Annotated in this window: 27 protein-coding genes and 1 other RNA gene; 18 read left to right on the forward strand and 10 right to left on the reverse strand. The window is 57.7% G+C overall.

All coding sequences use genetic code 11. The annotated features are described in order from the left end of the window. Positions 1–49: 49 nt before the first annotated feature. The gene (gene cof, locus TAN611_RS05330; protein WP_203067370.1) at positions 50–868 is read left to right on the forward strand and encodes an HMP-PP phosphatase; all 819 of its coding nucleotides are present in this window, start codon (positions 50–52) and stop codon (positions 866–868) included. A 48-nt stretch (positions 869–916) separates the two neighbouring features. Here the strand turns inward: cof and TAN611_RS05335 are convergent, their stop codons facing one another. Further along, positions 917–1,855, reverse strand: a complete 939-nt coding sequence (locus TAN611_RS05335; protein WP_105230026.1) for a DMT family transporter — start codon at positions 1,853–1,855, stop codon at positions 917–919. Between the two features lie 122 nt (positions 1,856–1,977). Between TAN611_RS05335 and TAN611_RS05340 the strand changes: the two genes are divergently transcribed. The 5 genes from TAN611_RS05340 (at position 1,978) to amtB (ending at position 8,044) form a co-directional block, all read left to right on the forward strand. Beyond that, positions 1,978–2,439, forward strand: a complete 462-nt coding sequence (locus tag TAN611_RS05340; RefSeq protein ID WP_105230027.1) for an Lrp/AsnC family transcriptional regulator — start codon at positions 1,978–1,980, stop codon at positions 2,437–2,439. A gap of 117 nt (positions 2,440–2,556) precedes the next feature. Next, positions 2,557–4,332 (forward strand): SmdA family multidrug ABC transporter permease/ATP-binding protein, encoded by a 1,776-nt coding sequence (locus tag TAN611_RS05345; RefSeq protein WP_105230028.1) that lies wholly within the window; start codon positions 2,557–2,559, stop codon positions 4,330–4,332. After that, complete coding sequence (locus TAN611_RS05350) at positions 4,325–6,103, forward strand: SmdB family multidrug efflux ABC transporter permease/ATP-binding protein (protein ID WP_105230029.1); 1,779 nt, start codon at positions 4,325–4,327, stop codon at positions 6,101–6,103. Before TAN611_RS05345 ends, TAN611_RS05350 begins: the two co-directional genes overlap by 8 nt. A gap of 278 nt (positions 6,104–6,381) precedes the next feature. Next, on the forward strand, positions 6,382–6,720 hold the full coding sequence (gene glnK / locus TAN611_RS05355; protein WP_004949337.1) for a P-II family nitrogen regulator: 339 nt from the start codon (positions 6,382–6,384) through the stop codon (positions 6,718–6,720). A gap of 37 nt (positions 6,721–6,757) precedes the next feature. Continuing rightward, positions 6,758–8,044 (forward strand): ammonium transporter AmtB, encoded by a 1,287-nt coding sequence (gene amtB / locus TAN611_RS05360; RefSeq protein WP_105230030.1) that lies wholly within the window; start codon positions 6,758–6,760, stop codon positions 8,042–8,044. A gap of 66 nt (positions 8,045–8,110) precedes the next feature. On the opposite strand, the gene tesB is transcribed toward amtB, so the two are convergent. Continuing rightward, positions 8,111–8,974, reverse strand: coding sequence for an acyl-CoA thioesterase II (tesB, locus tag TAN611_RS05365; RefSeq protein ID WP_105230031.1), 864 nt, complete (start codon positions 8,972–8,974; stop codon positions 8,111–8,113). Between the two features lie 321 nt (positions 8,975–9,295). Between tesB and TAN611_RS05370 the strand changes: the two genes are divergently transcribed. After that, positions 9,296–9,784: a YbaY family lipoprotein gene (locus TAN611_RS05370; protein ID WP_105230033.1), complete on the forward strand. Its 489-nt coding sequence runs from the start codon at positions 9,296–9,298 to the stop codon at positions 9,782–9,784. Between the two features lie 58 nt (positions 9,785–9,842). On the opposite strand, the gene TAN611_RS05375 is transcribed toward TAN611_RS05370, so the two are convergent. After that, positions 9,843–10,157: an MGMT family protein gene (locus tag TAN611_RS05375; RefSeq protein WP_105230034.1), complete on the reverse strand. Its 315-nt coding sequence runs from the start codon at positions 10,155–10,157 to the stop codon at positions 9,843–9,845. Positions 10,158–10,311: 154 nt separating this feature from the next. Here TAN611_RS05375 and ffs point away from each other — a divergent pair. Continuing rightward, positions 10,312–10,408, forward strand: an RNA gene (gene ffs / locus TAN611_RS05380) — signal recognition particle sRNA small type. A 152-nt stretch (positions 10,409–10,560) separates the two neighbouring features. Further along, positions 10,561–11,163, forward strand: coding sequence for a LysE family translocator (locus TAN611_RS05385; protein ID WP_111737626.1), 603 nt, complete (start codon positions 10,561–10,563; stop codon positions 11,161–11,163). A gap of 91 nt (positions 11,164–11,254) precedes the next feature. Here the strand turns inward: TAN611_RS05385 and TAN611_RS05390 are convergent, their stop codons facing one another. After that, positions 11,255–12,529, reverse strand: a complete 1,275-nt coding sequence (locus TAN611_RS05390) for a Glu/Leu/Phe/Val dehydrogenase (protein WP_105230037.1) — start codon at positions 12,527–12,529, stop codon at positions 11,255–11,257. Positions 12,530–13,151: 622 nt separating this feature from the next. On the opposite strand from TAN611_RS05390, the gene astA reads away from it, so the two are divergent. The 4 genes from astA (at position 13,152) to TAN611_RS05410 (ending at position 17,736) form a co-directional block, all read left to right on the forward strand. Further along, on the forward strand, positions 13,152–14,153 hold the full coding sequence (astA, locus tag TAN611_RS05395) for an arginine N-succinyltransferase (RefSeq protein WP_232251669.1): 1,002 nt from the start codon (positions 13,152–13,154) through the stop codon (positions 14,151–14,153). Between the two features lie 34 nt (positions 14,154–14,187). Continuing rightward, entirely contained in the window at positions 14,188–15,531 is a 1,344-nt protein-coding gene (astB, locus tag TAN611_RS05400; protein WP_105233223.1) for an N-succinylarginine dihydrolase, read from the forward strand. 124 nt (positions 15,532–15,655) lie between these two features. Beyond that, positions 15,656–17,077 carry an amino acid permease gene (locus tag TAN611_RS05405; RefSeq protein ID WP_111737625.1) on the forward strand — a complete coding sequence of 474 codons (1,422 nt, stop codon included), beginning with the start codon at positions 15,656–15,658 and terminating at the stop codon, positions 17,075–17,077. Between the two features lie 236 nt (positions 17,078–17,313). Then, complete coding sequence (locus TAN611_RS05410) at positions 17,314–17,736, forward strand: putative T6SS immunity periplasmic lipoprotein (RefSeq protein WP_187043541.1); 423 nt, start codon at positions 17,314–17,316, stop codon at positions 17,734–17,736. A gap of 34 nt (positions 17,737–17,770) precedes the next feature. Here the strand turns inward: TAN611_RS05410 and TAN611_RS05415 are convergent, their stop codons facing one another. Both TAN611_RS05415 and TAN611_RS05420 read right to left on the reverse strand, forming a co-directional pair. Next, a complete protein-coding gene (locus tag TAN611_RS05415) occupies positions 17,771–19,114 on the reverse strand; it encodes an NCS2 family permease (protein WP_203067371.1) in 1,344 nt (447 codons plus the stop codon). Positions 19,115–19,183: 69 nt separating this feature from the next. Beyond that, a complete protein-coding gene (locus TAN611_RS05420) occupies positions 19,184–20,971 on the reverse strand; it encodes an adenine deaminase (protein ID WP_203067372.1) in 1,788 nt (595 codons plus the stop codon). A 138-nt stretch (positions 20,972–21,109) separates the two neighbouring features. Between TAN611_RS05420 and TAN611_RS05425 the strand changes: the two genes are divergently transcribed. Beyond that, positions 21,110–22,042 (forward strand): LysR family transcriptional regulator, encoded by a 933-nt coding sequence (locus TAN611_RS05425; protein WP_187043539.1) that lies wholly within the window; start codon positions 21,110–21,112, stop codon positions 22,040–22,042. A gap of 75 nt (positions 22,043–22,117) precedes the next feature. On the opposite strand, the gene TAN611_RS05430 is transcribed toward TAN611_RS05425, so the two are convergent. The 3 genes from TAN611_RS05430 to TAN611_RS05440 form a co-directional block, all read right to left on the reverse strand. Beyond that, on the reverse strand, positions 22,118–22,321 hold the full coding sequence (locus tag TAN611_RS05430; protein ID WP_015671220.1) for an HHA domain-containing protein: 204 nt from the start codon (positions 22,319–22,321) through the stop codon (positions 22,118–22,120). Positions 22,322–22,380: 59 nt separating this feature from the next. Continuing rightward, positions 22,381–22,749, reverse strand: a complete 369-nt coding sequence (gene tomB / locus TAN611_RS05435; protein ID WP_105230044.1) for an Hha toxicity modulator TomB — start codon at positions 22,747–22,749, stop codon at positions 22,381–22,383. Positions 22,750–23,124: 375 nt separating this feature from the next. After that, positions 23,125–23,478 (reverse strand): hypothetical protein, encoded by a 354-nt coding sequence (locus tag TAN611_RS05440; protein WP_203067373.1) that lies wholly within the window; start codon positions 23,476–23,478, stop codon positions 23,125–23,127. Positions 23,479–23,735: 257 nt separating this feature from the next. Between TAN611_RS05440 and TAN611_RS05445 the strand changes: the two genes are divergently transcribed. Genes TAN611_RS05445 through TAN611_RS05460 form a run of 4 tightly spaced genes read left to right on the forward strand, consistent with a single transcriptional unit; the run spans position 23,736 to position 26,337 of the window. Next, positions 23,736–23,882 carry a hypothetical protein gene (locus TAN611_RS05445; protein ID WP_158684784.1) on the forward strand — a complete coding sequence of 49 codons (147 nt, stop codon included), beginning with the start codon at positions 23,736–23,738 and terminating at the stop codon, positions 23,880–23,882. Beyond that, positions 23,879–24,583, forward strand: a complete 705-nt coding sequence (locus TAN611_RS05450; protein WP_197951401.1) for a metal ABC transporter ATP-binding protein — start codon at positions 23,879–23,881, stop codon at positions 24,581–24,583. Before TAN611_RS05445 ends, TAN611_RS05450 begins: the two co-directional genes overlap by 4 nt. Further along, a complete protein-coding gene (locus tag TAN611_RS05455; protein WP_105230047.1) occupies positions 24,580–25,446 on the forward strand; it encodes a metal ABC transporter permease in 867 nt (288 codons plus the stop codon). The genes TAN611_RS05450 and TAN611_RS05455 overlap by 4 nt, the downstream gene beginning before the upstream one ends. A gap of 15 nt (positions 25,447–25,461) precedes the next feature. Further along, complete coding sequence (locus TAN611_RS05460; protein WP_105230048.1) at positions 25,462–26,337, forward strand: metal ABC transporter substrate-binding protein; 876 nt, start codon at positions 25,462–25,464, stop codon at positions 26,335–26,337. Between the two features lie 98 nt (positions 26,338–26,435). Here the strand turns inward: TAN611_RS05460 and ykgO are convergent, their stop codons facing one another. Further along, positions 26,436–26,576, reverse strand: a complete 141-nt coding sequence (gene ykgO / locus TAN611_RS05465; RefSeq protein WP_004940304.1) for a type B 50S ribosomal protein L36 — start codon at positions 26,574–26,576, stop codon at positions 26,436–26,438. Positions 26,577–26,581 lie beyond the last annotated feature (5 nt).

Below are 26,581 nucleotides of genomic sequence, written 5' to 3' on the forward strand. Positions count from 1 at the left end.
CATCACATACTGCAGGCATTGTCATTCTCTGCATATGATCGAGGTTCTTATGTATCGCCTGGCTGCTTTCGATATGGATGGTACGCTGCTGACGCCGGAGCACCGAGTCGGCCCGGAAACGCTGGCGATGCTGAAACAGCTGGTGGCGCGGCAGATAACCGTGACCTTTGCCACCGGCCGCCACTATCTTGATGTGCAACCCATCATGGCGCAGCTCGGTCTGCAGGGCTTTCTGATCACCGGCAACGGCACCCGCATCTACGATCGGCACGGTCAATGTTTACAGGCTACCGACCTGCCGCCGGACATTGCCGAAGCGGTTATCCATAGCCACTGGCAGACATCCGCCGGGATGCATGTTTTTCGCGATGAAGGCTGGCTGACCGAATCGGCAACCCCGGCGATGCTGCAGGCGCACCATCTGAGCGGTTTCGGTTATCAACTGACTGACCCGCGGCGGCTGCCGGCGTTTGGCAACAGCAAAATCTGTTTTGTCGGCGAGCACGAAGAGCTGCAGTCGCTGCTGGGGCGACTGCGGGTCTATTTTGGCGAGCAGGTCGATTTGTGTTTTTCCGCTTATGACTGTCTGGAGGTGCTGCCGGCTGGCTGCAACAAGGGCAGCGCGCTGGCGCTGCTGAGCGGGCACCTGAACGTAACGCTGGATGAGTGTATGGCGTTCGGCGATGCGATGAATGACAAGGAGATGCTGGCGTCGGTCGGACATGGCGTAGTGATGGGCAATGCGCTGCCGCAGCTTAAGGCGCTATTGCCCCAGTTACCGGTTATCGGCCACTGCGAAACCCAGGCGGTGGCCCACTATTTGGCACATTGGCTGCGTTCACCACACGTTCCTTATACCCCCGTATAGCGGACGTTCCCCTTGCAGCCGGCCGGGTAGTTCGCTACCCGGCTTTTTTTATTGTTGCGATGACGCTTCCAGTTTGCGCAGGCTGCTGACCGGTTTTGCACTTTTGGCGCTGTAGAGCGTCAGCAGGATGCCGGCCAGCAGCGGCGCCAGCAGCCAGAGAGAGGTGGTGCTGATGGTGGTGTGATCGACCGCTTTCTCGACGGCGATGGCAATCAGCGGAAACACCAGGAACACCAAAGAGGCCTGAAACGCCGTGGCTTTTTGCTGTAGGGCAAAGTAGGCCATGATGCCGAAGACGCCGGCCACCACGCCGAGATAGGCCACGGATAGCAGTGAGGCGCTGGTAAACGCGGCGCTGTCCGGTTTTTCGGTGACATAGCCGACAATAAACAGCAGAATGCCGGCGCCCAGGCAGGGCAACGCGTTAAAGGTCAGCACCGAGATTTTCTCGCCGCGCTTTTTACTCAGCACGTACATCACCGCGTGGATCAGCACCGCCGCCAGCAGGGCGACCACGCCGGGCCAGCGGGTTTCGCCGCTGGCGGTGGATTCTTGCCACAGAATACCGGACAGACTGGCCACGCCGACGATCAGACCGATCAGCTGCGCGATGCTCACGCGCTCTCCCAGCAGCAGTACCGAAGCCATCAACACAACGACGGGCATATTGGCAAAGATGATGGAGGCCAGCGCAGAACTGACGTAGCGCTCGCCGTAAATCATGAGCGTAAAGGGAATAGCGAAGTAAGCCAGGCAGACCAATAGCTGGAATCCGCGGCTGCCTTTGGGAAACAGCAGCGGCGTACGAGTAAAGTAAGCCAGCAGCAGCAACAGCGGCGACGCTGCAAGGAAACGCAGCCCGGTCGCGTAAATAGGCGGAACGGTGGCAACGGCGATCTTCATCGCCATCCAGGTGGTGCCCCAGGTCAGGGCGACCAGGGTAAACAGGATAATAATGATTCCGGTATTTCTCAGCGTGTTATCCATCTCAGCGTCCTGTCGGCAAGTATCGTGGCATCAGATACATTACGTGGATAGCCAGAGAAAAAGATTGCTATTTTTCCTGCCTGTCGGCCAAATGAGGGAAAATATTTCTCCAGGGTGGCTAAATGTTAGATAGAACGGATCGTAAATTGCTGAGTATGTTGCAGCAGGACTGCACCTTATCGCTGCAGGCGTTGGCCGAAGCGGTAAATCTGACCTCGACGCCGTGCTGGAAACGGGTCAAGCGGCTGGAGGATGAGGGCTATATTCGCGGGCGGGTCGCGCTGCTGGATAATGAGAAACTGGGGTTGGGGCTGACGGCGTTTGTGATGCTGAAAACCCAACAGCACAGCCGCGAGTGGTATCAGCAGTTTGTCGACCTTACCGCCCAGATGCCGGAAGTGCTGGCGTTTTATCGCATGGCCGGGGAGTTTGATTACCTGATGCAGGTGCAGGTGGCGGATATGAAAAGCTTTGATCGCTTTTATAAGCGTCTGGTGAATGGCATACCGGGATTGATTGACGTTACTTCGAGTTTTGCCATGGAGAAAATCAAATATACTACCGCATTGCCGCTACCGGAGTGAAAAGTTCACCAAATCGGCCAAGAAACGGTGGTATCCTACGCGGCTAACCGTTACGTAATGCGTGGCGCACGAGCACAACAAGAGTTAACAACACCAAAATATCTGGAATAACACTGCGTGAGATTATTTGCTCAAATCGGCTGGTATTTCCGCCGCGAATGGCGCCGCTATCTGGGTGCGGTGGCGCTGCTGATCATTATCGCCATTCTGCAACTGCTGCCGCCGAAGCTGGTCGGCGTGATTGTGGACGGCGTAACCAAAGAGCATATGTCTACCGGCGTGCTGTTGGCATGGCTGGGACTGATGATCGCCACCGCCATCCTGGTGTACCTGCTGCGCTATGTCTGGCGCGTCCTGCTGTTCGGCGCCTCTTATCAGCTGGCGGTTGAGCTGCGGGAGAACTTCTACCGCCAACTGAGCCGGCAAAACCCGGCGTTTTATCTTCGGCACCGCACCGGCGATCTGATGGCGCGAGCCACCAACGATGTCGATCGGGTGGTGTTCGCGGCCGGCGAAGGCGTGCTGACGCTGGTGGATTCGCTGGTGATGGGGTTGGTGGTGCTGATCGTGATGAGTACCCAAATCAGCTGGCAACTGACGCTGCTGTCGCTGATCCCGATGCCGATTATGGCGATTGTGATCAAGTATTACGGCGACCAGCTGCACCAGCGCTTTAAGTCGGCGCAGGCGGCGTTTTCCAGCCTGAACGACCAGGCGCAGGAAAGCATGACCAGCATCCGTATGATCAAAGCCTTCGGACTGGAGGATCACCAGTCCAACCAGTTTGCCGAGGTGGCGGCGCGTACCGGCGCGAAAAATATGCATGTGGCGCGCATCGACGCGCGTTTTGATCCGACCATCTATCTGGCCATCGGCGCCGCCAACCTGCTGGCTATCGGCGGCGGCAGCTGGATGGTGGTGAACGGGACGCTGACCTTGGGGCAACTGACCAGCTTTGTGATGTATTTGGGGCTGATGATTTGGCCGATGCTGGCGCTGGCGTGGATGTTTAATATTGTCGAACGCGGCAGCGCCGCCTACAGCCGCCTGCGCAGCCTGCTGGATGAGGCGCCGGCGGTGGTGGACGGCGAAGGTGATTTGCCGGCCGGGCGCGGTGAGCTGGCGGTGGATATCCGCCGTTTCCATTACCCGGAGAATCAGCACGCGGCGCTGCATGACGTCGCTCTGCGGCTTAAACCGGGGCAGATGCTTGGCCTGTGCGGCCCGACCGGCGCCGGGAAGACTACGTTGCTTTCCCTGATCCAGCGCCAGTTCGATATTGATGACGGGCAGATCTGCTACCACGGCATGCCGCTGACGACGCTGAAGCTGGACGCCTGGCGCGCCCGCCTGTCGGTGGTGAGCCAGACGCCGTTCCTGTTTTCCGACAGCGTGGCGAACAACATTGCGCTCGGCAAGCCGGATGCGACGCAGGAAGAGATTGAGCAGGCGGCGCGGTTGGCCAGCGTGCATGACGATATTCTGCGCCTGCCACAGGGGTATGAAACCGAAGTGGGCGAGCGCGGTGTGATGCTGTCCGGCGGGCAGAAACAGCGTATCTCCATTGCGCGCGCGCTGCTGCTGGATGCGGAGATTTTGATCCTCGACGATGCGCTGTCTGCGGTGGATGGTCGTACCGAGCACCAGATTCTGCATAACCTGCGCAGCTGGGGGCAGAACCGGACGGTGATCATCAGCGCGCACCGGCTCTCGGCATTGACCGAAGCCAGCGAAATCCTGGTCCTGCAGCACGGCAGCGTGGCGCAGCGCGGCCTGCACGCCGTTTTGGCGTCGCAGCCGGGCTGGTACCGCGATATGTATCGCTATCAGCAGTTGGAGGCCGCGCTGGATGAGGCGCCGGAAATCGGCGTGGAGATGTTAACCAATGAATAAAGTTCAGAAGCTGTGGCCGACGCTGAAGCGGCTGCTGGCTTATGGCTCACCGTATCGTAAACCGCTGGGACTGGCGGTGCTGATGCTGTGGGTGGCGGCGGCGGCGGAAGTGGCCGGCCCGATCCTCATCAGCTATTTTATTGACAACTATGTCGCCAAAGGGCAGCTGCCGCTGATGATTATCTGCGGGTTGGCGGGCGCTTACATCCTGCTGGAGATGCTGGCGGCGGCGCTGCACTATTTTCAGGCGATACTGTTTAACCGGGCGGCGGTCGGCGTGGTGCAGCGTCTGCGCACCGATGTGATGGATGCCGCGCTGCGCCAGCCGCTCAGCGCGTTCGATACCCAGCCGGTCGGCCAGCTGATCTCCCGCGTCACCAATGACACCGAGGTGATCAAAGATCTGTATGTGATGGTGGTGTCCACCGTGCTGAAAAGCGCGGCGCTGATCGGCGCCATGCTGGTGGCGATGTTCAGCCTCGACTGGCGCATGGCGCTGGTGGCGATCTGCATCTTCCCGGCGGTATTGCTGGTAATGGCGATTTATCAGTATTACAGCACGCCGATCGTACGGCGGGTGCGCAGCTATCTGGCGGATATCAACGACGGCTTTAACGAAGTGATCAACGGCATGGGGGTGATCCAGCAGTTCCGCCAGCAGGTGCGTTTCGGCGAGCGGATGAGCAACGCCAGCTGGTCGCACTATACCGCCCGTATGCAGACGCTGCGGCTGGATGGCTTTTTGCTGCGGCCGCTGCTGAGCCTGTTTTCTGCCCTGGTGCTGTGCGGCCTGCTGATGCTGTTTGGCTTTAGCGCCGAGGGCTCTATCGGCGTCGGGGTGTTGTACGCCTTTATCAACTATCTGGGACGGCTGAATGAGCCGCTGATTGAGCTGACCTCGCAACAGTCGATTCTGCAGCAGGCGGTGGTGGCCGGCGAGCGTATTTTCGAACTGATGGATCGCAGTCAGCAGCAGTATGGCGCCGATGAGCGCCCGCTGCAGAGCGGCCGTATCGATATCGACAACCTGAGTTTTGCTTACCGTTCTGACAAGAAGGTACTGCAACATATTCAGCTCAACGTGCCGTCGCGCGGTTTTGTGGCGCTGGTCGGCCATACCGGCAGCGGCAAGAGCACCCTGGCTAACCTGCTGATGGGCTACTACCCGGTGAGCGAAGGCGAAATTCGTCTGGATGGCCGGCCGTTGTCAAACCTGTCGCACCGTACGCTGCGACAGGGGATCGCCATGGTACAGCAGGATCCGGTGGTGATCGCCGAGTCGGTGCTGGCGAACGTGACGCTGGGGCGGAATATCAGCGAAGAGGCTGTGTGGCAGGCGCTGGAGACGGTGCAGCTGGCGGAGCTGGTGCGCGGCTTGCCGCAGGGCATTCACACCCGGCTGGGTGAACAGGGCAATAATCTGTCGGTCGGCCAGAAGCAGTTGCTGGCGATGGCGCGCGTACTGGTGCAGGCGCCGCAGATTCTGATCCTGGATGAAGCGACCGCCAATATTGATTCCGGCACTGAACAGGCGATTCAGCGGGCATTACGGGCGATTCGCGAGCACACCACGCTGGTGGTGATTGCCCACCGTTTATCGACCATCGTTGATGCCGACGCCATTTTAGTGCTGCATCGCGGCCACGCGGTGGAGCAGGGCAACCATCAGCAGCTGCTGGCGCAGCGGGGCCGCTATTACCAGATGTATCAGCTGCAGCTGGCGGGTGAAGAGCTGGCGGCGGCGACCCGCGAAGACAGCCAGCCGGTCTAAACCCATCACGGCGTTATCCCGGCTGCGGTCGGGATAACGCACCATTATCAGGCACGTTAGCCGGTAAATTTCCCGCTTTGCACCGCAATGATACAGCGCGCACTACCGTGGTGCGCAAAAAACAACCAACAATCTCTCCTCCGCCCGCTTCTGCAGGCTCCCGCCGTCGGCAGACGGATAATCCGCTGAGTTTTCTCCTAAAACAATTTATGGCACAGCCTTTGCTTTATTCAGACTTATACCAGGGGTGAGTTTGGGTTTAATTGTGGAGGGGCAATATGAAGCTGGTTACCGTGGTGATCAAACCATTCAAGTTGGAGGACGTGCGTGAAGCCCTATCCTCAGTCGGCATTCAGGGGCTGACCGTCACTGAAGTAAAAGGGTTTGGCCGTCAGAAGGGGCACGCCGAGCTGTACCGCGGCGCCGAATACAGCGTCAACTTTTTACCCAAAGTCAAAATCGATATTGCCATTGCCGACGATCAATTAGACGAAGTGGTTGATGTGATTAGCAAAGCCGCCTACACCGGCAAAATTGGCGACGGCAAAATTTTTGTGGCCGAACTGCAGCGCGTGATTCGCATACGTACCGGCGAAACCGATGAAGCCGCGCTGTAAATACCGACTCAGCGACTGAAATGGGGATCAGACAATAATGAAAAAACGTTTATCCATGTTGGGCCTGAGTGCGGCAGCCCTGGCGCCTTCTCTGGCTCAGGCTGCTCCGGCGGCCATCGATAAGGCCGATAACGCCTTTATGATGATTTGCACCGCACTGGTGCTGTTTATGACTCTACCAGGTATCGCATTATTCTATGGCGGCTTGCTGCGCGGCAAGAATGTGCTGTCGATGCTCACTCAGGTGATGGTGACCTTTGCGCTGGTGTGCGTGCTGTGGGTGCTGTATGGCTACAGCCTGGCCTTCAGCGAGGGCAATGCGTTTTACGGCGGTTTCGACACCGCAATGTTGAAAGGCATCGGCATTGACAGCATTACCGGCTCTTATAGCCAACTGGTGCACGTGGCATTCCAGTGCTCCTTTGCCTGCATTACCGTGGCGCTGGTGGTGGGCGGGTTTGCCGAGCGTATCCGCTTTTCCGCGGTGATTATCTTCGCGGCGATCTGGTTCACCATCTCCTACCTGCCGATTGCCCATATGGTGTGGGGCGGCGGTTTCCTGGCGGCCGATGGCGCGCTGGATTTTGCCGGCGGCACGGTGGTGCATATCAACGCCGCCAGCGCCGGCCTGATTGGCGCTTACCTGTTGGGCAAACGCGCGGGCTTCGGCAAGGAGGCGTTCAAACCGCACAACCTGCCGATGGTCTTTACCGGCACTTCGATTCTGTATATCGGCTGGTTCGGCTTTAACGCCGGTTCCGCCGGCGAGGCCAATGGCGTTGCGGCATTAGCCTTCCTGAACACGGTGGTCGCCACCGCCGGCGCCATCCTTTCCTGGGTGTTTGCCGAATGGCTGGTGCGCGGCAAACCGTCGCTGCTGGGCGCCTGTTCCGGCTGTATTGCCGGGCTGGTTGCCGTTACGCCGGCGGCGGGTACTGTCGGCGTTGGCGGCGCGCTGATTATCGGCCTGGTCGGTGGGGTCGCCGGCCTGTGGGGCGTCGTGACGCTGAAGAAATGGCTGAATGTGGATGATACCTGTGACGTCTTTGGCGTACACGGCGTGTGTGGCATCGTCGGCTGTCTGCTGACCGGGGTATTCACCGCCTCTTCACTGGGAGGCACCGGCTATGCGGAAGGCGTCACCATGGGGCATCAGGTGTGGATCCAACTGCTCAGCGTGATCATTACGCTGATCTGGTCCAGCGTTGCCGCGTTTATCGCCTTCAAGATCGCCGGTGTGCTGGTGGGGCTGCGTGTGCCGGAAGAGCAGGAGCGCGAAGGGCTGGATATCAACAGCCACGGCGAAAGCGCCTACAACCAGTAAATCGATAATAAAATAATGATGAAGCAACAAAGGCGATGGCAACATCGCCTTTTTTCTTGGCCGGCGTTATGCCGTATGGCGGCGCATCACCCCTTCCTGCACCGTGCTGGCGACCAGCACGCCGTCGCGGGTATAGAACTGCCCGCGAACAAAACCGCGAGCGCTGGATGCCGAGGTGCTTTCCACCGCGTAGAGCAGCCAGTCATCCATGCGGAACGGCCGGTGGAACCACATGGAGTGGTCGATGGTCGCTACCTGCATCCCCGGCTCCAGGAAGCCGACGCCGTGCGGCTGCAGCGCCGTCGGCAGGAAGTTCAGATCGGAGGCATAGCCCAGCAGATACTGGTGAATACGCGCATCATCCGGCATGGCGCCGTTCGCGCGCAGCCAGACGTAGCGGTACGGCTCGTCCACCTTGCCCTGCAGCGGGTTATGGAATTTTACCGGGCGCACTTCCAGCGGTTTCTGGCTGGTAAACTTATCGCGCACCTTTTCCGGCAGCATATGCGCCAGCTGCTGCGCGATTTCTGATTCGGACATCAGGCCTTCCGGCTGCGGCACGTCAGGCATGGTGTTCTGGTGTTCGAAGCCGCTTTCCGGGCTTTGGAACGAGGCCGTCATATAGAAAATGGGTTTGCCGTTCTGAACGGCGCTGACCCGGCGGGCGCTGAAACTGTTGCCATCGCGCAGCGTTTCGACGTCGTAGACGATAGCTTTGCTGCTGTCGCCCGGGCGCAGGAAGTAGCTGTGGAACGAGTGCACGCTGCGCTCGGCCGGTACCGTATCTTTGGCGGCGTACAGCGCCTGACCGACCACCTGACCGCCGAATACCTGGCGTAAGCCCAGATCCTCGCTTTGCCCGCGGAACAGGCCCTCTTCGATTTTTTCCAACTTGAGCAGCTCAAGAAGGTTTTGCAATGCCTGGCTCATAAAAGGTAATCCTTCTAATAATTGTTTTGTGTAGTGTGCGGAAGATCACGGTAAGCCGTCAACCGGCTAAATCCGACTACTGTTGCCATAGTATGAACCTCACACAACGGGGCGCAAAGTGATTACCGGTAGCCGCTGACGGATGGCTTTCTGGCGGCGCGTTGCAGCGATGGTCAAACGGTAGCGGTATGGAAACATGCGGACGCCCGCTGGCTGATTAATCGGCAGGCGGATGGGAATGTCTCAGAGTTTTGTGCTAGGTTTAAGGGGTAAGACGGCGTAAGCCGCCAATTTGTTGATAATAAAGAAGGAGACCGCTCGATGAAATTCTGGCAAATCCTTGCTGGGGCCGCCGCCGTGACGCTGGCCGGCTGTGCCCAGAATGGCGCAGATGCCCCGACATCGGCAGCAGGAAGCCCGGCGACCGCACAACAAATGCAGGTGACCGGCCCTGCGGTGACGGGGACGGTCAATATCGCCCAGCGTATTGCCTTGCCGCCGCATGCGGTGCTGACGGTCACGCTGTCCGATGCCTCGCTGGCGGACGCACCGTCCAAGGTGATCGCTCAGCGGGTGATCCGTACTGAAGGCCAGCAGGCGCCGTTTACCTTTGCCGTTCCCTACAACCCGGCGGATATCCAGCCGAATGCCCGCGTCATACTGAGTGCGGCTGTAACCGTTGACGGGCAACTGAGCTTTATCACCGACACGATTCAGGAAGTCGTCAACCGCAACGGCACCCACGCCGACCTGCAACTGGTGCCGGTGCAGAACGTACCGGTACAGGCGGCATCAACCGCGATGCCGTAACGGTGTTACCCGATGGTGTTTTCCGCTGCCTTTGGCTTACTGGCTAAAGGCAGCGTTATTATGGCCGCCAGCCGAAACGGGCAAAGTCCACCGCGCCTTCGGCATCGAACATAATTCCTTCCGCCAGCAGCGCCTGCCGCTGCCGCTGAAAATCCTCGCCACGCAACGAGATCTTGCCGTGCCGGTTGATCACCCGGTGCCAGGGCAGGGTGCTGCCCGCCGGCAGTTTCTTCAGTATACCGCCAACCTGGCGCGCCGCCCGCGGTGAGCCGGCCAACTGGGCCACGTCGCCATAGGCAATCACCTTGCCGCAGGGAATGGCGGCGACGACGTGAAAGACGCGCTGGCGGAAAGTCGGGTCTGTGGATTCCATAGAGATAAATACGCCGTATTGCTGTCGGACTGGCAGTGTGCCACAGGCCGGCTGGGTAAGAAAACAGCGGTTGGTCCCGGTCGGCTTGCTATTTCAGATGCCATCACCGATAATGCCCACCGCTTCGCAGTATGGAAGCCGTCAATGGAGGCCCTGTTGGTTCTCCCGCAACACTAACTTGTGAACTCGGTCAGGTCCGGAAGGAAGCAGCCGCAGCAGGTGACGTGTGTGCCGGGATGTAGCTGGCAGGGCCTCCACCATTTCTGCCATCCGATTGCTTTCCCCCCTATTTTTTAGCCTGGTGCCGCGGGTTTTCCCGTTCTTCCCGGCGCGCGAACGCACATCCCGCAACGTTCCCCATACGCTTGCCAAGCCGAAAGCGGTTACCTATTATCCTTCGTCTATGGACATTAACCTGCCTGGTTTTATCCCCGCACTGTTGCCCGTCGCGCTTTCTCCCGGCGCGAGTTTCACGCTGGCGATGAACGGCGCGCTGGCGGACGGCCGCCAGGGATTGCTCAGAACGCTGCTCGGTACGGCGCTGGGCATCTACACCCATGCACTCCTGATTGGCCTTGGCGTTACCGCCGTGTTGGCGGCGTCGCCGGCGGCGTTCGGCGTGCTGAAAATAGCCGGCAACCTGTACCTGCTCTGGCTGGGGATTCAATTGATCCGCAGCGGCGTTTCCGCACGGCGGCTGGCGCTGAATAACGGTCGGGGGAGCGTCACGTTGAAGAGCGCGTGGTTGCTCAACGTGCTGAACCCAAAAGCCATTATGTTCTATCTGACGGTGGTGTCGCAGTTTGCCGGGCGGCACGGGGAGCTTGGCAACTATTTGCTGCTGGCTTCGGTGCATATTGCGGTGATGAGCGTTTGGCTGATTGCGGTCAGCTATGCGCTGGTGTTCTCCGCCAGAAAAGCCGATCCCCTGACGCTGAAAAAGTACATCAATATCGGTGGAGGCATGCTGCTGGTGTTTTTCTCTTTGTTCTCCCTTATCTATTAACAACCAGGCTCGTATGTTTTTCTGCCTAATGGGGAGATCAAAAAAGGGCGCGGTCCGCGCCCTTGCTGGCAGTCTTACGGCACGCTGCCGATCAGCCCGGATAAATACCGCGGTCCTTACGGGCCAGCAGGATTCGTTCGCAGGCGACGATATAGGCGCTGGTACGCAGTGAACAGTTCTTTTCTTCGGCTTTATCGCACACGTGGGCGATAGCGTCGGTCATGATTTTGTCCATGCGCTGGTTGATTTCCTCTTCGCTCCAGAAGAAGCTGGCCATATCCTGCACCCATTCGAAGTAACTGACCGTTACCCCGCCGGCGTTACAGATTACGTCAGGCACCACCAGGATCCCGCGCTCGGCCAGTACGTCATCCGCTTCCGGGTAGGTTGGGCCGTTGGCGCCTTCCAGAACCAGTTTGCAGCTGAGGTTCTCCGCGCGTTCGCGGGTGATTTGTCCTTCCAGCGCCGCCGGGATCAGAATATCCATCTGCAGCGTCCAGAACTCCTCTTTGGCAATTTCCTGCGCGCCAGGGAAGCCGGCAATCTGTTTGCTTTCGGCTTGCCAGACGGTCAGCTCGGTTAAATCGATGCCGGCTTCGTTGTACAGCGTTGCCGAGTGGTCCTGTACGGCCACAATGCGTGCGCCCGCTTTCTCAAACAGGCGAGCCGCTTCGCTGCCCACGTTGCCGAAGCCCTGCAGCGCGATTTTGGCGCCTTCAATCTCAATGCCGGAACGTTTGGCGACTTCGCAGCCGGTAATAAATACGCCGCGGCCGGTGGCTTTTTCACGGCCGAGAGAGCCGCCCAGGTGGATCGGTTTACCTGTCACCACGCCGGTGATTGTGGTGCCGTGGTTCATGGAGTAGGTATCCATCATCCAGGCCATCACTTTGCCGTTGGTGCCGACATCCGGTGCGGGAATATCTTTCTGCGGGCCGATAATCAGGCCGATCTCGCTGGTATAACGGCGGGTCAGCCGCTCCAGTTCCCCTTCAGACAGGGAGAAAGGATCGACGCGGATACCACCTTTGGCGCCGCCGTACGGCAGGTTCAAGGCTGCGCACTTGATGGTCATCCAGGCTGAAAGCGCCATCACTTCATTGAGATCCACATCGGGGTGATAACGCACGCCGCCTTTGCCCGGGCCGCGCGACAGGTTGTGCTGTACGCGATAGCCCTCGAAATGGCGGATGGTGCCGTCATCCATTTGCAGCGGAATATCGACGATCAGCGCGCGCTTAGGGTGGCGCAGCGTTTCGATCCAATGGGCCAGGTCACCCAGATGGGGCGCGACGCGGTCGATTTGGCGCAGATAGGTTACCCAAGGAGAGGTGGAGCTTTCGGAAGCGTAAGATAACTTTTCCATAATAGGCCTGTTTTACCAAAAATTATGTTGTGTAGACGTGGAAAGTTAGTGCAATGAACGGTACGCGCTTAACGTTAACACTATTTTAAAAATATGCTATCTCCCGGCAGAGGAAATAACTGGATTTAAGCCGCCGGGCAGCATGATTAAGTGAATAAAAAGTCATTTCTATTGCCCATAAGTACCGCATATTTATTCAATTTGTGCGCTATTTAGTGAATAAAGTGTGAAATTATGTCTATTTTTCAGAATATTGAAGGTTATCAAAAAGTGAATAAATTGATGTTATTTCGTATTGACTTTATTTCGTTAGCAGACACAGCATTAAGGTACGCAACCAAAAAGGTATTGGTAATGACCTGCTAACCGTCTGGTTTTTCCTGTTCCCTCTCAGTCGCGATGAATTTTTCTCTCAGCGCAACGGGTAGGCGTGCATTAAAAAACGTATGCAGCGTCCCGTTTACCCGGGCCGCCGGCGGGTTGACTGTGGGCATTCATCATGGAAAGGAGCGCGATGCAATAGGGGGGAACGAAGACGCGGTTGGTGCTTTTTACCCGCTTTTTTTATTCCTGCCGGACGTGTTGCCACGTTCCGTCAGCTTGGTTAGGGAGCGCAGTAGTGATTATTTTTCGACCCGTTCGGGAAGACGATCTGAATGGCATCATGCGGCTGGCATCACGCGCGGGCGTCGGGCTGACGTCGTTGCCCAATGACAGGGCGCGGCTGGAAGCACGCATTCGCCGCAGTATCGATACCTTCGCCGGCAAGTTACCGCGCGCTCAGCAAGGGTTTCTGTTCGTGCTGGAAGACACCGAGAGCGCGTGCGTGGCGGGCGTCAGCGCGATTGAAGTTGCGGTAGGGCTGGATGAGCCGTTCTATAACTTCCGCCTGCAGCGTACGGTGCGGGCCTCGAAAGAGCTGGGCGTGTATAAGGACCTTGAACTCCTCAATCTGAGCTATGACCATACCGGCCACAGCGAACTCTGCACCCTGTTCCTCGATCCGGAATATCAAAAAAATCGTAATGGGCTGCTGCTGTCCAAGGCGCGCTTCCTGTTTATTTCAGCCTTCAGGAGCTGGTTTTCCTCCCATATTTTTGCCGAACTGCGCGGGCTGCTTGATGACAACGGCCATTCGCCTTTCTGGGATGCGCTGGGCCACCATTTTTTTGCTATTCCTTTTGCCGAAGCAGACCGCCTCAGCGGCAGCGGTATGAAAACTTTCATTGCCGAACTGATGCCGTCCTACCCGATTTACGTCTCTCTGCTGCCGGACAGCGCCAGGCAAGCCATCGGGCAGGTGCACACGCAAACGGCGCCGGCCAGGGCGATCCTGGAAAAAGAGGGATTCAGTTGGCAGGGGTCGGTCGATATTTTTGATGCCGGCCCGGTGCTGGAGGCTGAAACCGATAAGCTCAAGGCGATTCGCCGCGTGCAACGTACGTCGGCGCATCAGCTGACGCTCGATCCGACATCGCCGGTGATTGTCGCTAATAACCAGTTTGCCCATTTCCGCGCGCTGTTGATCGCGGCGGAAGAAGCGCAGACGCTTGGCCAGCCGTTGCTGGATGCGCTGCAAAGCGGCGAACGGGACCCGCTCCACGTGCTCACACTTAACCCTTAGGAAAGAGACGCTTATGACCGTAAAAACGCAGTGGATGTCGGGCGCTGAAGCCAACTTTGACGGCCTGGTCGGGCCTACGCATCACTATGCCGGGCTTTCCGTCGGTAATGAAGCCTCGCAGAACAACCGCGACGGGCTGTCCAACCCCCGTCAGGCGGCGCTGCAGGGGCTGCATAAAATGAAAGCGCTGGCAGACCGGGGATATATTCAGGGCATTCTGCCGCCGCAGCCGCGGCCCAATGTTGCCGCGTTGCGCGCGCTGGGCTTTCAGGGGACGGATGCGCAGATTGTGCAGCGCGCCGCCGCTGACGCGCCGCAGCTGCTGTCGGCCTACAGTTCGGCCTCATCGATGTGGACCGCCAATGCCGCCACGGTTTCCCCGTCGGCCGACAGTGCGGACGGCAAACTGCACTTCACCGTCGCCAACCTGAATAACAAACTGCACCGTGCGCAGGAAGCGCCGGTCACCTCGGCGATTCTGCGCGCCACCTTCGCCGATGAGCGTTACTTCTGCCATCACGCGGCCCTGCCGCAGCAGAGCGACTTCGGCGATGAAGGTGCGGCCAACCATAACCGGCTGTGTCAGAACTATAACCAGCAGGGGCTGCAGCTGTTCGTTTACGGCCGGCGCGCCTTTGGCGGCGGGCCGGCACCGGTCAGGTATCCGGCCCGTCAAACGCTGGAGGCCTGTCAGGCGGTGGCGCGACTGCATCAACTGAAGCCGGAATACACGCTTTATGCGCAGCAGAACCCGGCGGCCATCGACAGCGGGGTATTCCATAACGATGTGATTGCGGTCAGTAACCGTAACGTGTTGTTCCATCATCAGCATGCGTTTCTGAATCAGCAAGAGGTGCTGGCGGCGCTGCGCGAAAAAGCCGACGCGCTGGAACTGCCGTTTATCAACGTCGAGGTGCCGCAGGAGCGGGTCAGCCTGGAGGATGCGGTGGCCTCATACCTGTTCAACAGCCAGTTGCTCAGCAAGCCGGACGGGAAAATGCTGATCGTGGTGCCGGAAGAGTGTCGCCAGCGCGCCAACGTCTGGGAATACCTCAGCGATCTGACGCGCGACGGACGCTCGCCCATTGATGAAGTTGCGGTATTCGATCTGCGTGAGAGCATGCGCAACGGCGGCGGGCCGGCGTGCCTGCGCCTGCGGGTGGCGTTGAACGATGCCGAACTGTCCGCCGTCAACGCCGCCAGTCTGATGAATGATGAACGCTATCACCGCCTGACGCAGTGGGTCGAAAAACATTATCGCGACCGGCTGCACGCCCGCGACCTGGCCGATCCCCACCTGTTGTATGAGGTGCGGCAGGCGCTTGACGAGCTCACGCAAATTTTACGCCTTGGCTCAATCTATGATTTCCAGCGCTAGGGTGCCGGAAATGAATCACGCGGTCGGCGACGTTACGCCTGGCTGACTGCGCTATCACCAACCTGTTTGCAGCTGCGCCCTGCCGCGCCGCATCTCGCTTTGCCAGATTGATGAAGGAATAGCCATGACACAGCATAAACCTGAAGGGCGGACGACGTCTGCCCCGCAGAAACTGACGCGCGGCCTCGGTGAGCGTCATATCCAGATGATCGCGCTTGGCGGCGCGATTGGCACCGGCCTGTTTATGGGGGCGGGCAGAAATATCGCCATCTCCGGCACGTCGATCCTGCTTATCTATGTACTGGTCGGTTTTTTTACCTATATGGTGATGCGGGCGATGGGGGAGGTGCTGCTGTCAAAGCTGGACTACCGCTCGTTTGCCGATTTTGTCGGTGATTACCTCGGCCCGCAGGCCAGCTTCTTTTTAGGCTGGACCTACTGGCTGAGCTGGGTGGTGACCTGCATTGCCGACGTGGTAGTGTGCGGCAGCTATATGCAGTACTGGTTTCCGGAAATGTCGGCCTGGATCCCGGCGTTATTCACTCTTGGCCTGCTGTGCCTGTTTAACCTGCTGTCGGTGAAAATGTTTGGCGAGGCGGAGTTCTGGTTCGCCTTGATCAAGGTTATCACCATTATCGCGCTGATCCTGACCGGCGGCTGGATGATTGCCTCCGGCTGGACATCGCCGGACGGCGTGCAGGCCTCGCTGACGCATATCACCGATCCGCAGGTGTTTATGCCGCATGGCATCACCGGTTTTCTGGCAGGCTTTCAGATTGCGATCTTCTCCTGCACCGGTATTGAACTGCTGGGGACGATGACCGCGGAAACCAAAGATCCGCAGAAGATCCTGCCGCGCGCCATTAACTCGCTGCCGCTGCGGATTATTATTTTTTATCTGCTGTCGATGATTGTGATTATCGGCGTGACCTCATGGCCGGGGATCTCGCCGGATAGCAGCCCTTTTGTGACGCTGTTTGACAAGGCCGGTTTGCCCGCGGCGGCGGCGATGATTAATTTTGTCGCGTTGACGTCGGCAATGTCGTCGGCGAACAGCGGCGTCTATTCCAGTACGCGTATGCTGTACGGCCTGTCGGTGGAAAAGCATGCCCACGGGCAGTTTCGCATCCTGTCGCGCACCACGCGCATCCCGGTGCGCAGCCTGCTGTTCTCCTGTTTTTGTATGTTAAGCGGCACGCTGTTGCTGTTCCTGGTGCCCAACGTGATGACGCTGTTTACCATCGTCTCGACGCTGGCCGCGATTATGGTGGTGTACAGCTGGATGATGATCCTGATCGCCTATCTGGCATACCGCAAAAAGTCCCCCGAACTGCATGAGCGGTCGATGTTTAAAATGCCGGCGGGCGTGTTGATGAGCTGGGTGACGCTGCTGTTCTTCGCCTTTACCATCTTCATCATGCTGTTTGATCCGGATACCCGGAAGGCGCTTATCGCCACGCCGGCGTGGTTTATTATGCTGTGGCTGTTCTGGCGTATGAAACAGAAGAAAGAAGCGCGCTATGTTGCCTTAGAGCGCAGTCTATAACCCCGCTTGGAATTAGAGGGCCTCATGGCCCTCTTACCGCTGTAAATATGCCGCAGTCTCCGCCCTGTGTTTCGTTGCCGCCCTTGTCCGCTATCAGTCATCCTCTCCCAAATACGTTGGTTTAAAAAACATGTAATGCAATGAATTAACGTGAAAATGTTAGTTTTACGCGGATTGACAGCGGCTGAAGAAAATCATCTTATAGCGCCACGCTTTTTACCCAAAGGTAACCTGCGATGAAGAAATCTTTCTTGTGTTTGTTGGCCGTGACGATGTCTGGCTGTCAACTGGGCGATCCGCGGCCGCCAATGGAGCGGGCCGCAGTTAGCGTCGTAGCGAATCAGGTATGCATCAGGGTGCAACCGGAAGGTGATGAAACGATCGGTGCTATTTATATTGAGGAAATAGGCAACGTCAGCCACAAAATGGATAAGCGGTTCGGGGAAAACGACAGCGGGCGGCTGGCCGTGTCGGCGGATGATTGCGTGCCCACGCAGGGCTATCAGTTTACGCCGGGCCGGGCATACAACGTTGCCGTCGAACTCTATTCGGCCAGTAAGGCGAAAAATTACATCGCTCCTCACCGGCGCGATTTTGCCGTGCAACTTTCCGTATGGCGGGATAACCGTGGTGTGCTGCAGGCGGCGCCGCAGTATTAAACCACGGCATCGGCCTGCGCCGATGCCGCTGAGATTAATGCCTGACCAGCGTAGCGAAGTAGTAGACCAGCGGGATTGCCAGCAAGTACAGGCCTGCCGGCACCTCGCGCCATTTCCCGGCGATCGCCTTGATAATGATATAAAACAGCAGCCCGCCGGCGATTCCGGTGCCGAAGCTGTTGGCGATCAGCGTGATCATCACCATCATCAGCACCGGCAGGCCGTCGGTAAAGTTGGCTAAATCGACCTTGCGCAGCCCGCTGAACATATTCAACCCGATCAAAATCAGCGCCGGGGCGGTCGCCTCTTTGGGGATCATCAACGCTACCGGGGTAAAGAGCAGCATCAGCAGGAACATGACGGCGGCGGCGAGCGAGGTCAGCCCGGTCTTACCGCCGGCTTCAGCGGCGGCGGAAGATTCGATCAGCGCCGTTGCCGCCGGAATACCGACCCAGGGACCCAGCGCGGCGGCGATGGAGTCCACCATAAAGGGGCGGTTGATCTGCGGCATATTGCCGTGTTCGTCCAGCAGACCAGCTTCGCCGCCGACCGCCAGCGTGGTGCCCATGGTAGAGAAGAACTCGGAGGCGAAAAAGACGAACAGGAACGGCAGGAAGGCGATATTCAGCGCCCCCAGCATATCCACCTGCGCCCAAACCGGCGTCAGCGCGTGCGGCGCGGCGATAAAACGGGCGGGCAATTGGGTGACGCCGAACGGAATGCCGATCAGCGTGGCGAACAGTATCGCCCACAGGATAGCGCCGGGAATTTTTCTTGCCTGCAGGGCGATGGCTAAAAACAGCCCGGCCAGCGCCACCAGCGCGCCCGGCGCGGTGAAATCCCCCAGCATCAGGGCGTTGGATTTGGCGTTGGCCAGCACCAGCCCGGCATTACGAAAGCCCAGCACGGCGACGAACAGGCCGATTGACGCGGTCAGACCTAGCTTTATCGACTGCGGTACGGAACGGGTCACCACTTCCCGCAGCCCGAACAGGGTCAGCGCAAAAAACAGGATACCTGACCAGCAGGCGATCCCCAGCCCGATCTGCCAGCTGATGCCCTCACTGCCGGCCAGCGTCACGCCGACCAGCACCGAACCGCCGATGCCCGGCCCGACGATAAACGGCAGGTTGCCGTAAAACGCCATCAGCAGCGTACCGGCGACAAAGACCAAAATCGTACCGGTGGTTGCCGCGCCTTTATCCATGCCGCCAACCGCCAGCAGGCCGGGGATCACCACCAGCAGGTAGGCGGCCGCCAGAAAACCGGTGACGCCCGCCAGGCACTCGCTTTTAACCGTACTGCGCCGGGCGTGCAGTTGAAAACGTCGTTGTAACCAGCTCCCCGGTGCTGGAGCATTCACTGAATTATCGGCCATTTAAGGCTCTCCTGTTTTGTAACCCGAACCGTGACGGCCGGGTAGGCATCATCATTATTATGTTTATTTTCAGGCCGGCGTTTCCCAGCAGGCGACCAGCGGATCGACAATCTGGCGCGTGGTGCCGTCGGTCAGACCAAGATCGGTCAGGTGCGGCCCGGCGTTACAGGCCAGACAGGTGCCCTCGATGGCTTTGAAGACCCGGTAGGGCGGTTCCCAGTCGGCGATTTTGGCGCTAAGGTCGCGCAGGTTTTTGAACTGCTGCGCGAGTTCGGCCGGTGGCAGATCCGACAGCATACCGGCGATAGGCATGGCGACCTGCGCCAGTATTTCGCCGTTCTGGCTGAGCGCCATGCCGCCGCCGCTGGCGATCAGCGCGTTGGCCGCAACCGCCATATCCTGCGGATCGCGCCCCAGCACCACCAGGTTATGCGAGTCGTGAGAGTAGCTGGTGGCGATGGCGCCGCGCAGCTCTCCCCAGCCTTCCAGCAGCGCCAGCTGCGGTATCGCCTGATGGCGACCGTGACGGTGCTGCACCCAGATCAGGCTGAAGCCGGCCGGCAGCTGTACCTGGCCGTCACGCACCTCCACCGTGGTTTCACCCCACTGGGTAAAGCGCGCGCCTTTGATATGGCGCAGCGTGGCCTGCCCGTGCCTGATGTTTGGCACCTTCAGGACAAACGCCTGTGCCGCCGGCGGCGCCAGGCGCAGGGTATCGCGCGGTACGCTGAGCTGCGGATTGTCGGCCACCGGCGTCAGCATTTTGCCGTGCTGGGCGCTGCAGCGCCCGGAAACGTATACCCGGCGGGCGCAAAGCTGTTCCAGTGTGTCAAACACCACCAGATCGGCGCGTCGCCCGGCGGCGATCAGCCCCAGATCGTTGCGTTGCAGGCGGATGGCGGCGTTAAGCGTTGCCATCCTCAGGGCGTCAGTCGCCGGCAGGCCGTGCTCGATCAGCATATTCAGCAGGGCGATAATGCCGCCTTTTTCCAGCAGCGTATCCGGCGGAACGTCATCGGTGCAGACGGTGATCTGGGACGACAGGTGCGGTAGGGTTTTCAGCGCCGCGACGATATCCGGCAGCAGATAAGGGTGAGAGCCGCGAATTTCCAGCGTCAGGCCGGCACGCAGTTTTTCCAGTGCGTCATCAGCCGAGGTCAGCTCATGGTCGGAGGTGACGCCGGCAGCGAGGTACGCCTGCAGCTCAGCACCGCTCAGGCCGCGGGCATGGCCTTCAATCAGTTTGCCGCTGTTGAGGCCGGCGCTTAAGATCTCCATCATCCGTTCGCTGCCGTTGAGCACGCCGTGCATATCCATCACTTCGGCGACGCCGGCCACCTCTGGCCAGCCCAGCATGGTTTCCATTTCCTGGCCGGCAAAATCCGCCCCGGACATCTCCAACCCGGGCGTTGACGGCACGCTGGACGGCGCTGCGCAAATGACCCGCAGCGGCAGATCGCGGCTGGCGTCAATGGCGTAACGTACGCCGGCGACGCCGAGTACGTTGGCCAGCTCATGCGGGTCCCAGAAGATGGTGGTGGTGCCTTGTGCGACAACGATTTCCGCGTAGCGCGCTGGCGGTAAATGGGAGCTTTCAACGTGCACATGGGTATCGATCAGCCCCGGGCTGAGATAGGCGCCGTTTAAATCATGCGTATCGTGTGCGGCGGAGAAGGCGCCGCAGGGGTGTACGCTGGCAATCAGCACGCCGACGATGCCGATATCGGCCGGGCGAATTTCGCCGGTAGCCATATCGACGATGCGGGCGTTGGTCAGCAACAGATCGAACGGCGTTTTCCCCAGCGCGGCGGCAATGGCGCGTTGACGTTCGTGGAGGCTGACGGAGGAGGAGGCCATGATAATTACCCTGAAAAATGACAGGGTTGTTACTCTAGGGGGGAGCGCGGAGTTTGCACAGATGATTTATTTTATCGCGCGATAAGAAACGTTTATGCTGTAGCAAACGTTTACCCCGTAATGTGGCGGACAGTTGCGATGTTTGAACCCTGGCGCCGGCTTCCCGCGCTTTCCCTGAAACAGATTCAGTATTTTGTCACACTGGCCAGGCTGCGGCATTTTACCGATACCGCGCACCGCTTGGCGATCAGTCAGCCGGCGCTGAGCAGTGCGTTACGACAGATAGAATCGGTGCTGGGCGGACGGCTGGTCAATCGCACCGCGTCAGCGGTGACATTAACCGAGCTGGGAGCCGCGATTTTGCCGCATGCCGAACGATTGCTGAATGTGGCGCAGGCGTCGTTTGATGATATGCAGAAAATTATGCTGGACGGGGGCGACGGTACGCTGCGTATCGGCCTGGTGCCGTCGGTGGGCAGCCTTTTGTTTCCTGCGGTGCCGCAATTATTGATGCAGTATTTTCCCCGTTTGCGCGTGGAATATCACGATCAGACCAATGATTCTTTATTGACGCAGTTGGACAACGGGCAGATTGACTTCGGCATTGGCGCTCTTGACCGTTCGGTACCGGCGACGCTGGAAATTCACCCGTTGCTGGAAGACCCGTTTATCGTGGTGGCGCACCGCGACGATCCCCTGGCGGAATCTCATCATGTGCCCTGGCGACAGTTAATCGGCCGGGATATTGCGCTCTTTTCCAAAGGGAACGTCAGCCGGTTGGTGACGGCGCTGGCGGAAACCCATCGGCTTAATTTCACCCCCCGTTATCAGGTCGATTTTCTGGAGACCTTATATGGGCTGGTGCGTTCGCAATTAGCGGTGGCCATTTTGCCGCAGTTGTATACAACGCATTTGCATGATGATGAATTAGCGCTGGTCCATTTACAACAGCCGTTGCTGAGCCGCAGCGTCGCACTGATGCGCGCCAGGCAGGGAATACGCTCACCATTAATTGAAGAGTGCTTCCAATTAATCCTGCAGAACTTTCAATGTCAAAACCGAGACGGTTAAAAATAAGAAAATAGCCAAAGGGGATTTATCATTGAGGCCGATAGCGGCATCGGCTCAACGCAGTTGAACGACTGATTATCTTACATATTTCCAAACAGACGTTGGGATTTTGTCGTACAGCTTATTCATGGTGAGTTCCGCCAGACGGTGATCGGCTGCGGAGTAAAACAGTTCTAGCTCATCATCGGATAGCGCGTACTTGTTTTTTTCAATCACTCTCTCAAGAGTATCTATAGTGGTGCATTTACGTAAACGCATCAGATAGTCGGTTTTTGTCATGATAGCCTTATAGTCATTAATCTTATTTAAACAGTTAAATATTTGGGGGTAATTATCCCCTAAGTTTTCATTTTCGTACAGCAAACCTCTCCTGAGAACATTCTGAATAATCGCAGTTTGGTTTTTTGCCAACGGCGCAGATCGGAATCGTTAATACCGTAGTTACTAAATAACGTGTAGGTATCGTCGAGATACTCTTCGACCAATTCTGAAAAATCACTTTCATCCATGTATTTTATTTTATAACTCATCACAAACGAAGCAATATGTTCGATCAGTTCATTCAGTTGCAGGTTGACGGCCGATGTCGGATCGTTGACCCAGCCGTGGTGACTGTCGCCCAACGTCGCGATGCCTTCATCGTACAAATTTTCACACAAGAATTTGAGTTGAGCAATATCATGCCGTTTCGGCGAGTACTCATCCATATCATCTCCTCCGCAAATCTTAATTTCTGGGTGACCGCACTTGGTGAGTAGATGGATTGATGTCATTAACGGATACAGTTTATACCCGGCATGCTTCAAGTTGCAGCTATGTTGACGCACTCGGTTACCCGAATCACTTACCTGAGCAGGTCCATCGGGATTTGTTCCCTTGCCGCCTTCCTGTAACTCGAATTATTTAGGGCATATAAGCTTTCCGTATAACCCCTTTACGTTTGAAACCGCAACGCCGTTGCCTGGCATGAAACATCAAGTTAATCCGGCGACGAGATGATTTTCTCGCTGTTGCATCAATTATTCCAGATATTTTAAATATAAAACATTTCGCCGCGTTCGGCCTGTCATTATTACGTAAACTTACAATTCATCGGCAGGTGACGGAGGCGTGTTATCGATTATATCAAAAATTAATCCTTGTGGAACCTGGGTGAATCGAACGCTGCCGTTGACGGTTTCTTGTGTATTGATATCCAGACAGGCATTAAAAATGTGCCACTGGTAACGATAACTCATTGAATAATCTAGGCCGGACAAATTTTGAATATCAAGTATTTCTAATGAACCATCGACATAGCGCGCATTTTCAGAATAATAGCGCAGCTCGCTGGTGAGTAAGGGAGCCAGTTCTGTACGTTTCTCATTAATGACGTTTTTTAATTGATCTGCTGAGGCTGGTGCCTTTTCCAGGGTACATGCCAAGGTGATATGCATAAATTCTTACCGTTTACTCTATTATTTTTCCATTTTACGCCATTTCCAATACGGCGTTGGCACTCTTTGTGTTCTCTTCATTTTTTTCCGTGTACGCAGGGGCTAAACCTGGCTGAACGTCCGTTCTAATGGCCTGTGATGGATACGCTTCCGCCGTGTTTGGCTGGCGATAGCTTTTCCTGATGCAAAACGGCGGCGGCTTGAGTTATTTTTGTTTGTGTGATGTTATATTATAACATTTGCATAAGGTGACCAGTATGTCCCAACATTCTCCTGAACGTAATCTGAAACCGGCGGTGAACGTCAGCGTTTTCACCGTCTCGGCCGCTCGTCGTTGCCTGGCGGTTGTATTGTTGCTGGCTGTTTTGTGGCTGGCCATCGCCTGGGCGGTGGCGCTGCCATGATCGCGTTGCATCAGGCGACCGTCGGCTATGGCGACCTTCCGCTGTTTCCTCCGTTAAGCGGACATTTTGCCTCCGGCTCACTGACGGCGGTAATCGGCGTGAACGGCGCTGGTAAATCTACGCTGCTGAAAACCATTGCCGGACTTCTGCCGCTGCAGGGCGGCTCACTGAAGTTCAGCCCCCATCCACCGCCGGCGATCGCCTATTTGCCGCAGCAGCTTGAACTTGATCGCCAGTTTCCCATTACGGTAGGCGACCTGGTGGCGATGGGGTGCTGGCGGCGAAGCGGCATCTTTGGCGCGGTCAAGCGGGCGCAGCGGCAATGTATTACGGAGGCGCTGGAAACGGTAGGTATGACGTCGCTGGCGCACAGGCCGCTTAATGCGTTATCAGGCGGGCAGTTGCAGCGGGCGCTGTTCGCCCGCCTGCTGGTACAGCAAACGCCGTTGATTCTGCTCGATGAGCCTTTTACCGGCATTGATACTGCGACGACCGGGCTGCTGCTGCGGGTGATTGAACAATTACACCGGCAGGGAAAAACGCTGATCGCCGTACTGCATGATATGGCAATGGTGGCCGACCATTTTCCACAGGCGTTGCTGCTGAGCGCGCAGCACTGCCGCTGGGGAACTGCAGACGAAGTGCTGACGCAAGGCCGTGTGGGCAATACGGTGACATATCGGCAGGCGGTCGCGCCATGATGCTGCTTCACCTGCTGGCGGATCCCTTTACTTCGTTTGGTTTTATGCGCCGTGCGTTGGTCGCCTGCCTGGCGCTGTCACTGAGCAGCGCGCCGTTGGGGGTATTACTGCTGCTGCGGCGTATGAGCCTGGTGGGTGATGCGTTGTCGCATGCGGTGTTACCGGGGGCGGCCATCGGCTATCTGATCTCCGGTATGTCGCTGGTGGCGATGGGCGCCGGCGGGTTTGTCGCCGGGCTGGCGGTGGCGATGCTGTCCGGCGTGGTCAGCCGACGTACGCCATTAAAGGAAGACGCCAGCTTTGCCGGGTTTTATCTAGGTTCGCTGGCGTTGGGCGTCACCCTGGTTTCGCTGCGTGGCTCCAGCGTGGATCTGTTACACGTGCTGTTCGGCTCGATTTTGGCAATCGACGCTCAGGCAATGGTCATGGTGGGGGCGATCGCCACGCTGTCGCTGCTGATGTTGGCGGCGCTGTACCGCGCGCTGGTGATTGAGGCCTTTGACGTAACCTTTCTGCGCGTCAGCACGCCGCGCCGGCAGGCGCTGATCCACGGCGTATTTTTGGCGTTGGTGGTACTTAATCTGGTGGCGGGCTTTCAGATCCTCGGCACATTGATGTCGGTGGGGGTGATGATGCTGCCTGCCGCCAGTGCGCGTTTTTGGGCACGTGACTTGCCACAAACGCTGCTGGTTTCTATGGGACTGGCGATGTTTGCCTGTCTGGTCGGGCTGATCGGCTCCTATTATGCGTCGCTGCCGGCCGGGCCGTCGATTGTGTTGAGCGCCAGTCTTGTCTTTTTTATTTCAGTATTGTTTGGCGCGCACGGCGGGATATTTCCCGTAGTGCGGCGTCGTTTGGCGTAATGGCAAGGAGAAAATATGAAACCTTTATCAATCGTTTTGGTGGCATCGTTATTGGCCAGTCCGGCGGCAATGGCGAAAACCGTGGAGGCCGTCGCCAGTTTTTCCGTTCTGGCGGATATCGTTAAACAGGTGGGCGGCGAGCACGTTAACGTGGTGTCACTGGTCGGGCCGAATGGCGATCCGCACGCGTTCCAGCCGTCGCCACGGGACAGCAAGGCCCTGAAGCAGGCCGACGTGGTGTTTGTTAGCGGGCTGGGGCTGGAGGGATGGCTGGACCGGCTGGTTAGCGCTTCGGGCTACCAGGGGCCGGTGGTTATCGCCTCGGAGGGGATCGATACGCGTCACATGGAGGAAGAGGGGAAGCAGGTTACCGACCCGCACGCCTGGAACAGCATGAAGAACGGCGTCCGGTACGCCACCAATGTGATGAATGCGCTGGTGGTTGCCGACCCGCAGGACGCTGACTATTTTCGTCAGCGTGGCAAAGCCTACGTACAGCAACTGCAACAGTTGGACAGCTGGGCCAAGAGTGAGTTTGCGACAGTTGCGCCTCAGCGGCGTAAGGTACTGACCAGCCATGATGCCTTCGGCTATTTTGGCCAGGAATATGGTGTGACCTTCCTTGCACCGGTAGGTTTTTCAACCGAATCGGAGGCCAGTGCCAGCAAGGTTGCCGGCTTAATCGAACAAATTAAACATGAGGGCGTACACAGCTATTTCATTGAGAATCAGACCGATCCCCGCCTGGTGAAGCAAATTGCGGCAGCAACTGGCGCCAAGGCCGGTGGTGAACTGTATCCGGAGGCGTTATCCGATGACCGAGGGCCAGCTTCTTCCTATGTGAAAGCGTTTAAACACAATGTCAATGCGATGGTTGCCGGTATGAAATAACCTTTCCGCGCCCTGTGCCAAACGGGGCCGGAACTTGCCGGCACAAAAAAAGCCCCGCAAACGGCTGTGGGGCTTTGGCGACAGATGAGGCACTATGGTTAACGCTTTTTCTTACGTCCCTGTACCGCTTTAAAGCGCGGATTGGACTTACAGATCACATAGATGCGGCCGCGGCGGCGCACAACTTTGCAATCCGGGTGGCGATTCTTCGCCGAACGCAATGAACTTAAAACCTGCATGTTGA

The sequence above is a fragment of the Serratia sp. Tan611 genome, assembly GCF_905188235.1.
GTDB lineage: Bacteria > Pseudomonadota > Gammaproteobacteria > Enterobacterales > Enterobacteriaceae > Serratia_B > Serratia_B rhizosphaerae.

Coding starts and splice junctions, on each gene's coding strand:
- cof (WP_203067370.1), top strand. CDS start 50: ATGTATCGCCTGGCTGCTTTCGATATGGATGGTACGCTGCTGACGCCG.
- TAN611_RS05335 (WP_105230026.1), bottom strand. CDS start 1,855: ATGGATAACACGCTGAGAAATACCGGAATCATTATTATCCTGTTTACC.
- TAN611_RS05340 (WP_105230027.1), top strand. CDS start 1,978: ATGTTAGATAGAACGGATCGTAAATTGCTGAGTATGTTGCAGCAGGAC.
- TAN611_RS05350 (WP_105230029.1), top strand. CDS start 4,325: ATGAATAAAGTTCAGAAGCTGTGGCCGACGCTGAAGCGGCTGCTGGCT.
- glnK (WP_004949337.1), top strand. CDS start 6,382: ATGAAGCTGGTTACCGTGGTGATCAAACCATTCAAGTTGGAGGACGTG.
- amtB (WP_105230030.1), top strand. CDS start 6,758: ATGAAAAAACGTTTATCCATGTTGGGCCTGAGTGCGGCAGCCCTGGCG.
- tesB (WP_105230031.1), bottom strand. CDS start 8,974: ATGAGCCAGGCATTGCAAAACCTTCTTGAGCTGCTCAAGTTGGAAAAA.
- TAN611_RS05370 (WP_105230033.1), top strand. CDS start 9,296: ATGAAATTCTGGCAAATCCTTGCTGGGGCCGCCGCCGTGACGCTGGCC.
- TAN611_RS05375 (WP_105230034.1), bottom strand. CDS start 10,157: ATGGAATCCACAGACCCGACTTTCCGCCAGCGCGTCTTTCACGTCGTC.
- TAN611_RS05385 (WP_111737626.1), top strand. CDS start 10,561: ATGGACATTAACCTGCCTGGTTTTATCCCCGCACTGTTGCCCGTCGCG.
- TAN611_RS05390 (WP_105230037.1), bottom strand. CDS start 12,529: ATGGAAAAGTTATCTTACGCTTCCGAAAGCTCCACCTCTCCTTGGGTA.
- astB (WP_105233223.1), top strand. CDS start 14,188: ATGTCGGGCGCTGAAGCCAACTTTGACGGCCTGGTCGGGCCTACGCAT.
- TAN611_RS05405 (WP_111737625.1), top strand. CDS start 15,656: ATGACACAGCATAAACCTGAAGGGCGGACGACGTCTGCCCCGCAGAAA.
- TAN611_RS05410 (WP_187043541.1), top strand. CDS start 17,314: ATGAAGAAATCTTTCTTGTGTTTGTTGGCCGTGACGATGTCTGGCTGT.
- TAN611_RS05415 (WP_203067371.1), bottom strand. CDS start 19,114: ATGGCCGATAATTCAGTGAATGCTCCAGCACCGGGGAGCTGGTTACAA.
- TAN611_RS05420 (WP_203067372.1), bottom strand. CDS start 20,971: ATGGCCTCCTCCTCCGTCAGCCTCCACGAACGTCAACGCGCCATTGCC.
- TAN611_RS05425 (WP_187043539.1), top strand. CDS start 21,110: ATGTTTGAACCCTGGCGCCGGCTTCCCGCGCTTTCCCTGAAACAGATT.
- TAN611_RS05430 (WP_015671220.1), bottom strand. CDS start 22,321: ATGACAAAAACCGACTATCTGATGCGTTTACGTAAATGCACCACTATA.
- tomB (WP_105230044.1), bottom strand. CDS start 22,749: ATGGATGAGTACTCGCCGAAACGGCATGATATTGCTCAACTCAAATTC.
- TAN611_RS05440 (WP_203067373.1), bottom strand. CDS start 23,478: ATGCATATCACCTTGGCATGTACCCTGGAAAAGGCACCAGCCTCAGCA.
- TAN611_RS05445 (WP_158684784.1), top strand. CDS start 23,736: ATGTCCCAACATTCTCCTGAACGTAATCTGAAACCGGCGGTGAACGTC.
- TAN611_RS05450 (WP_197951401.1), top strand. CDS start 23,879: ATGATCGCGTTGCATCAGGCGACCGTCGGCTATGGCGACCTTCCGCTG.
- TAN611_RS05455 (WP_105230047.1), top strand. CDS start 24,580: ATGATGCTGCTTCACCTGCTGGCGGATCCCTTTACTTCGTTTGGTTTT.
- TAN611_RS05460 (WP_105230048.1), top strand. CDS start 25,462: ATGAAACCTTTATCAATCGTTTTGGTGGCATCGTTATTGGCCAGTCCG.
- ykgO (WP_004940304.1), bottom strand. CDS start 26,576: ATGCAGGTTTTAAGTTCATTGCGTTCGGCGAAGAATCGCCACCCGGAT.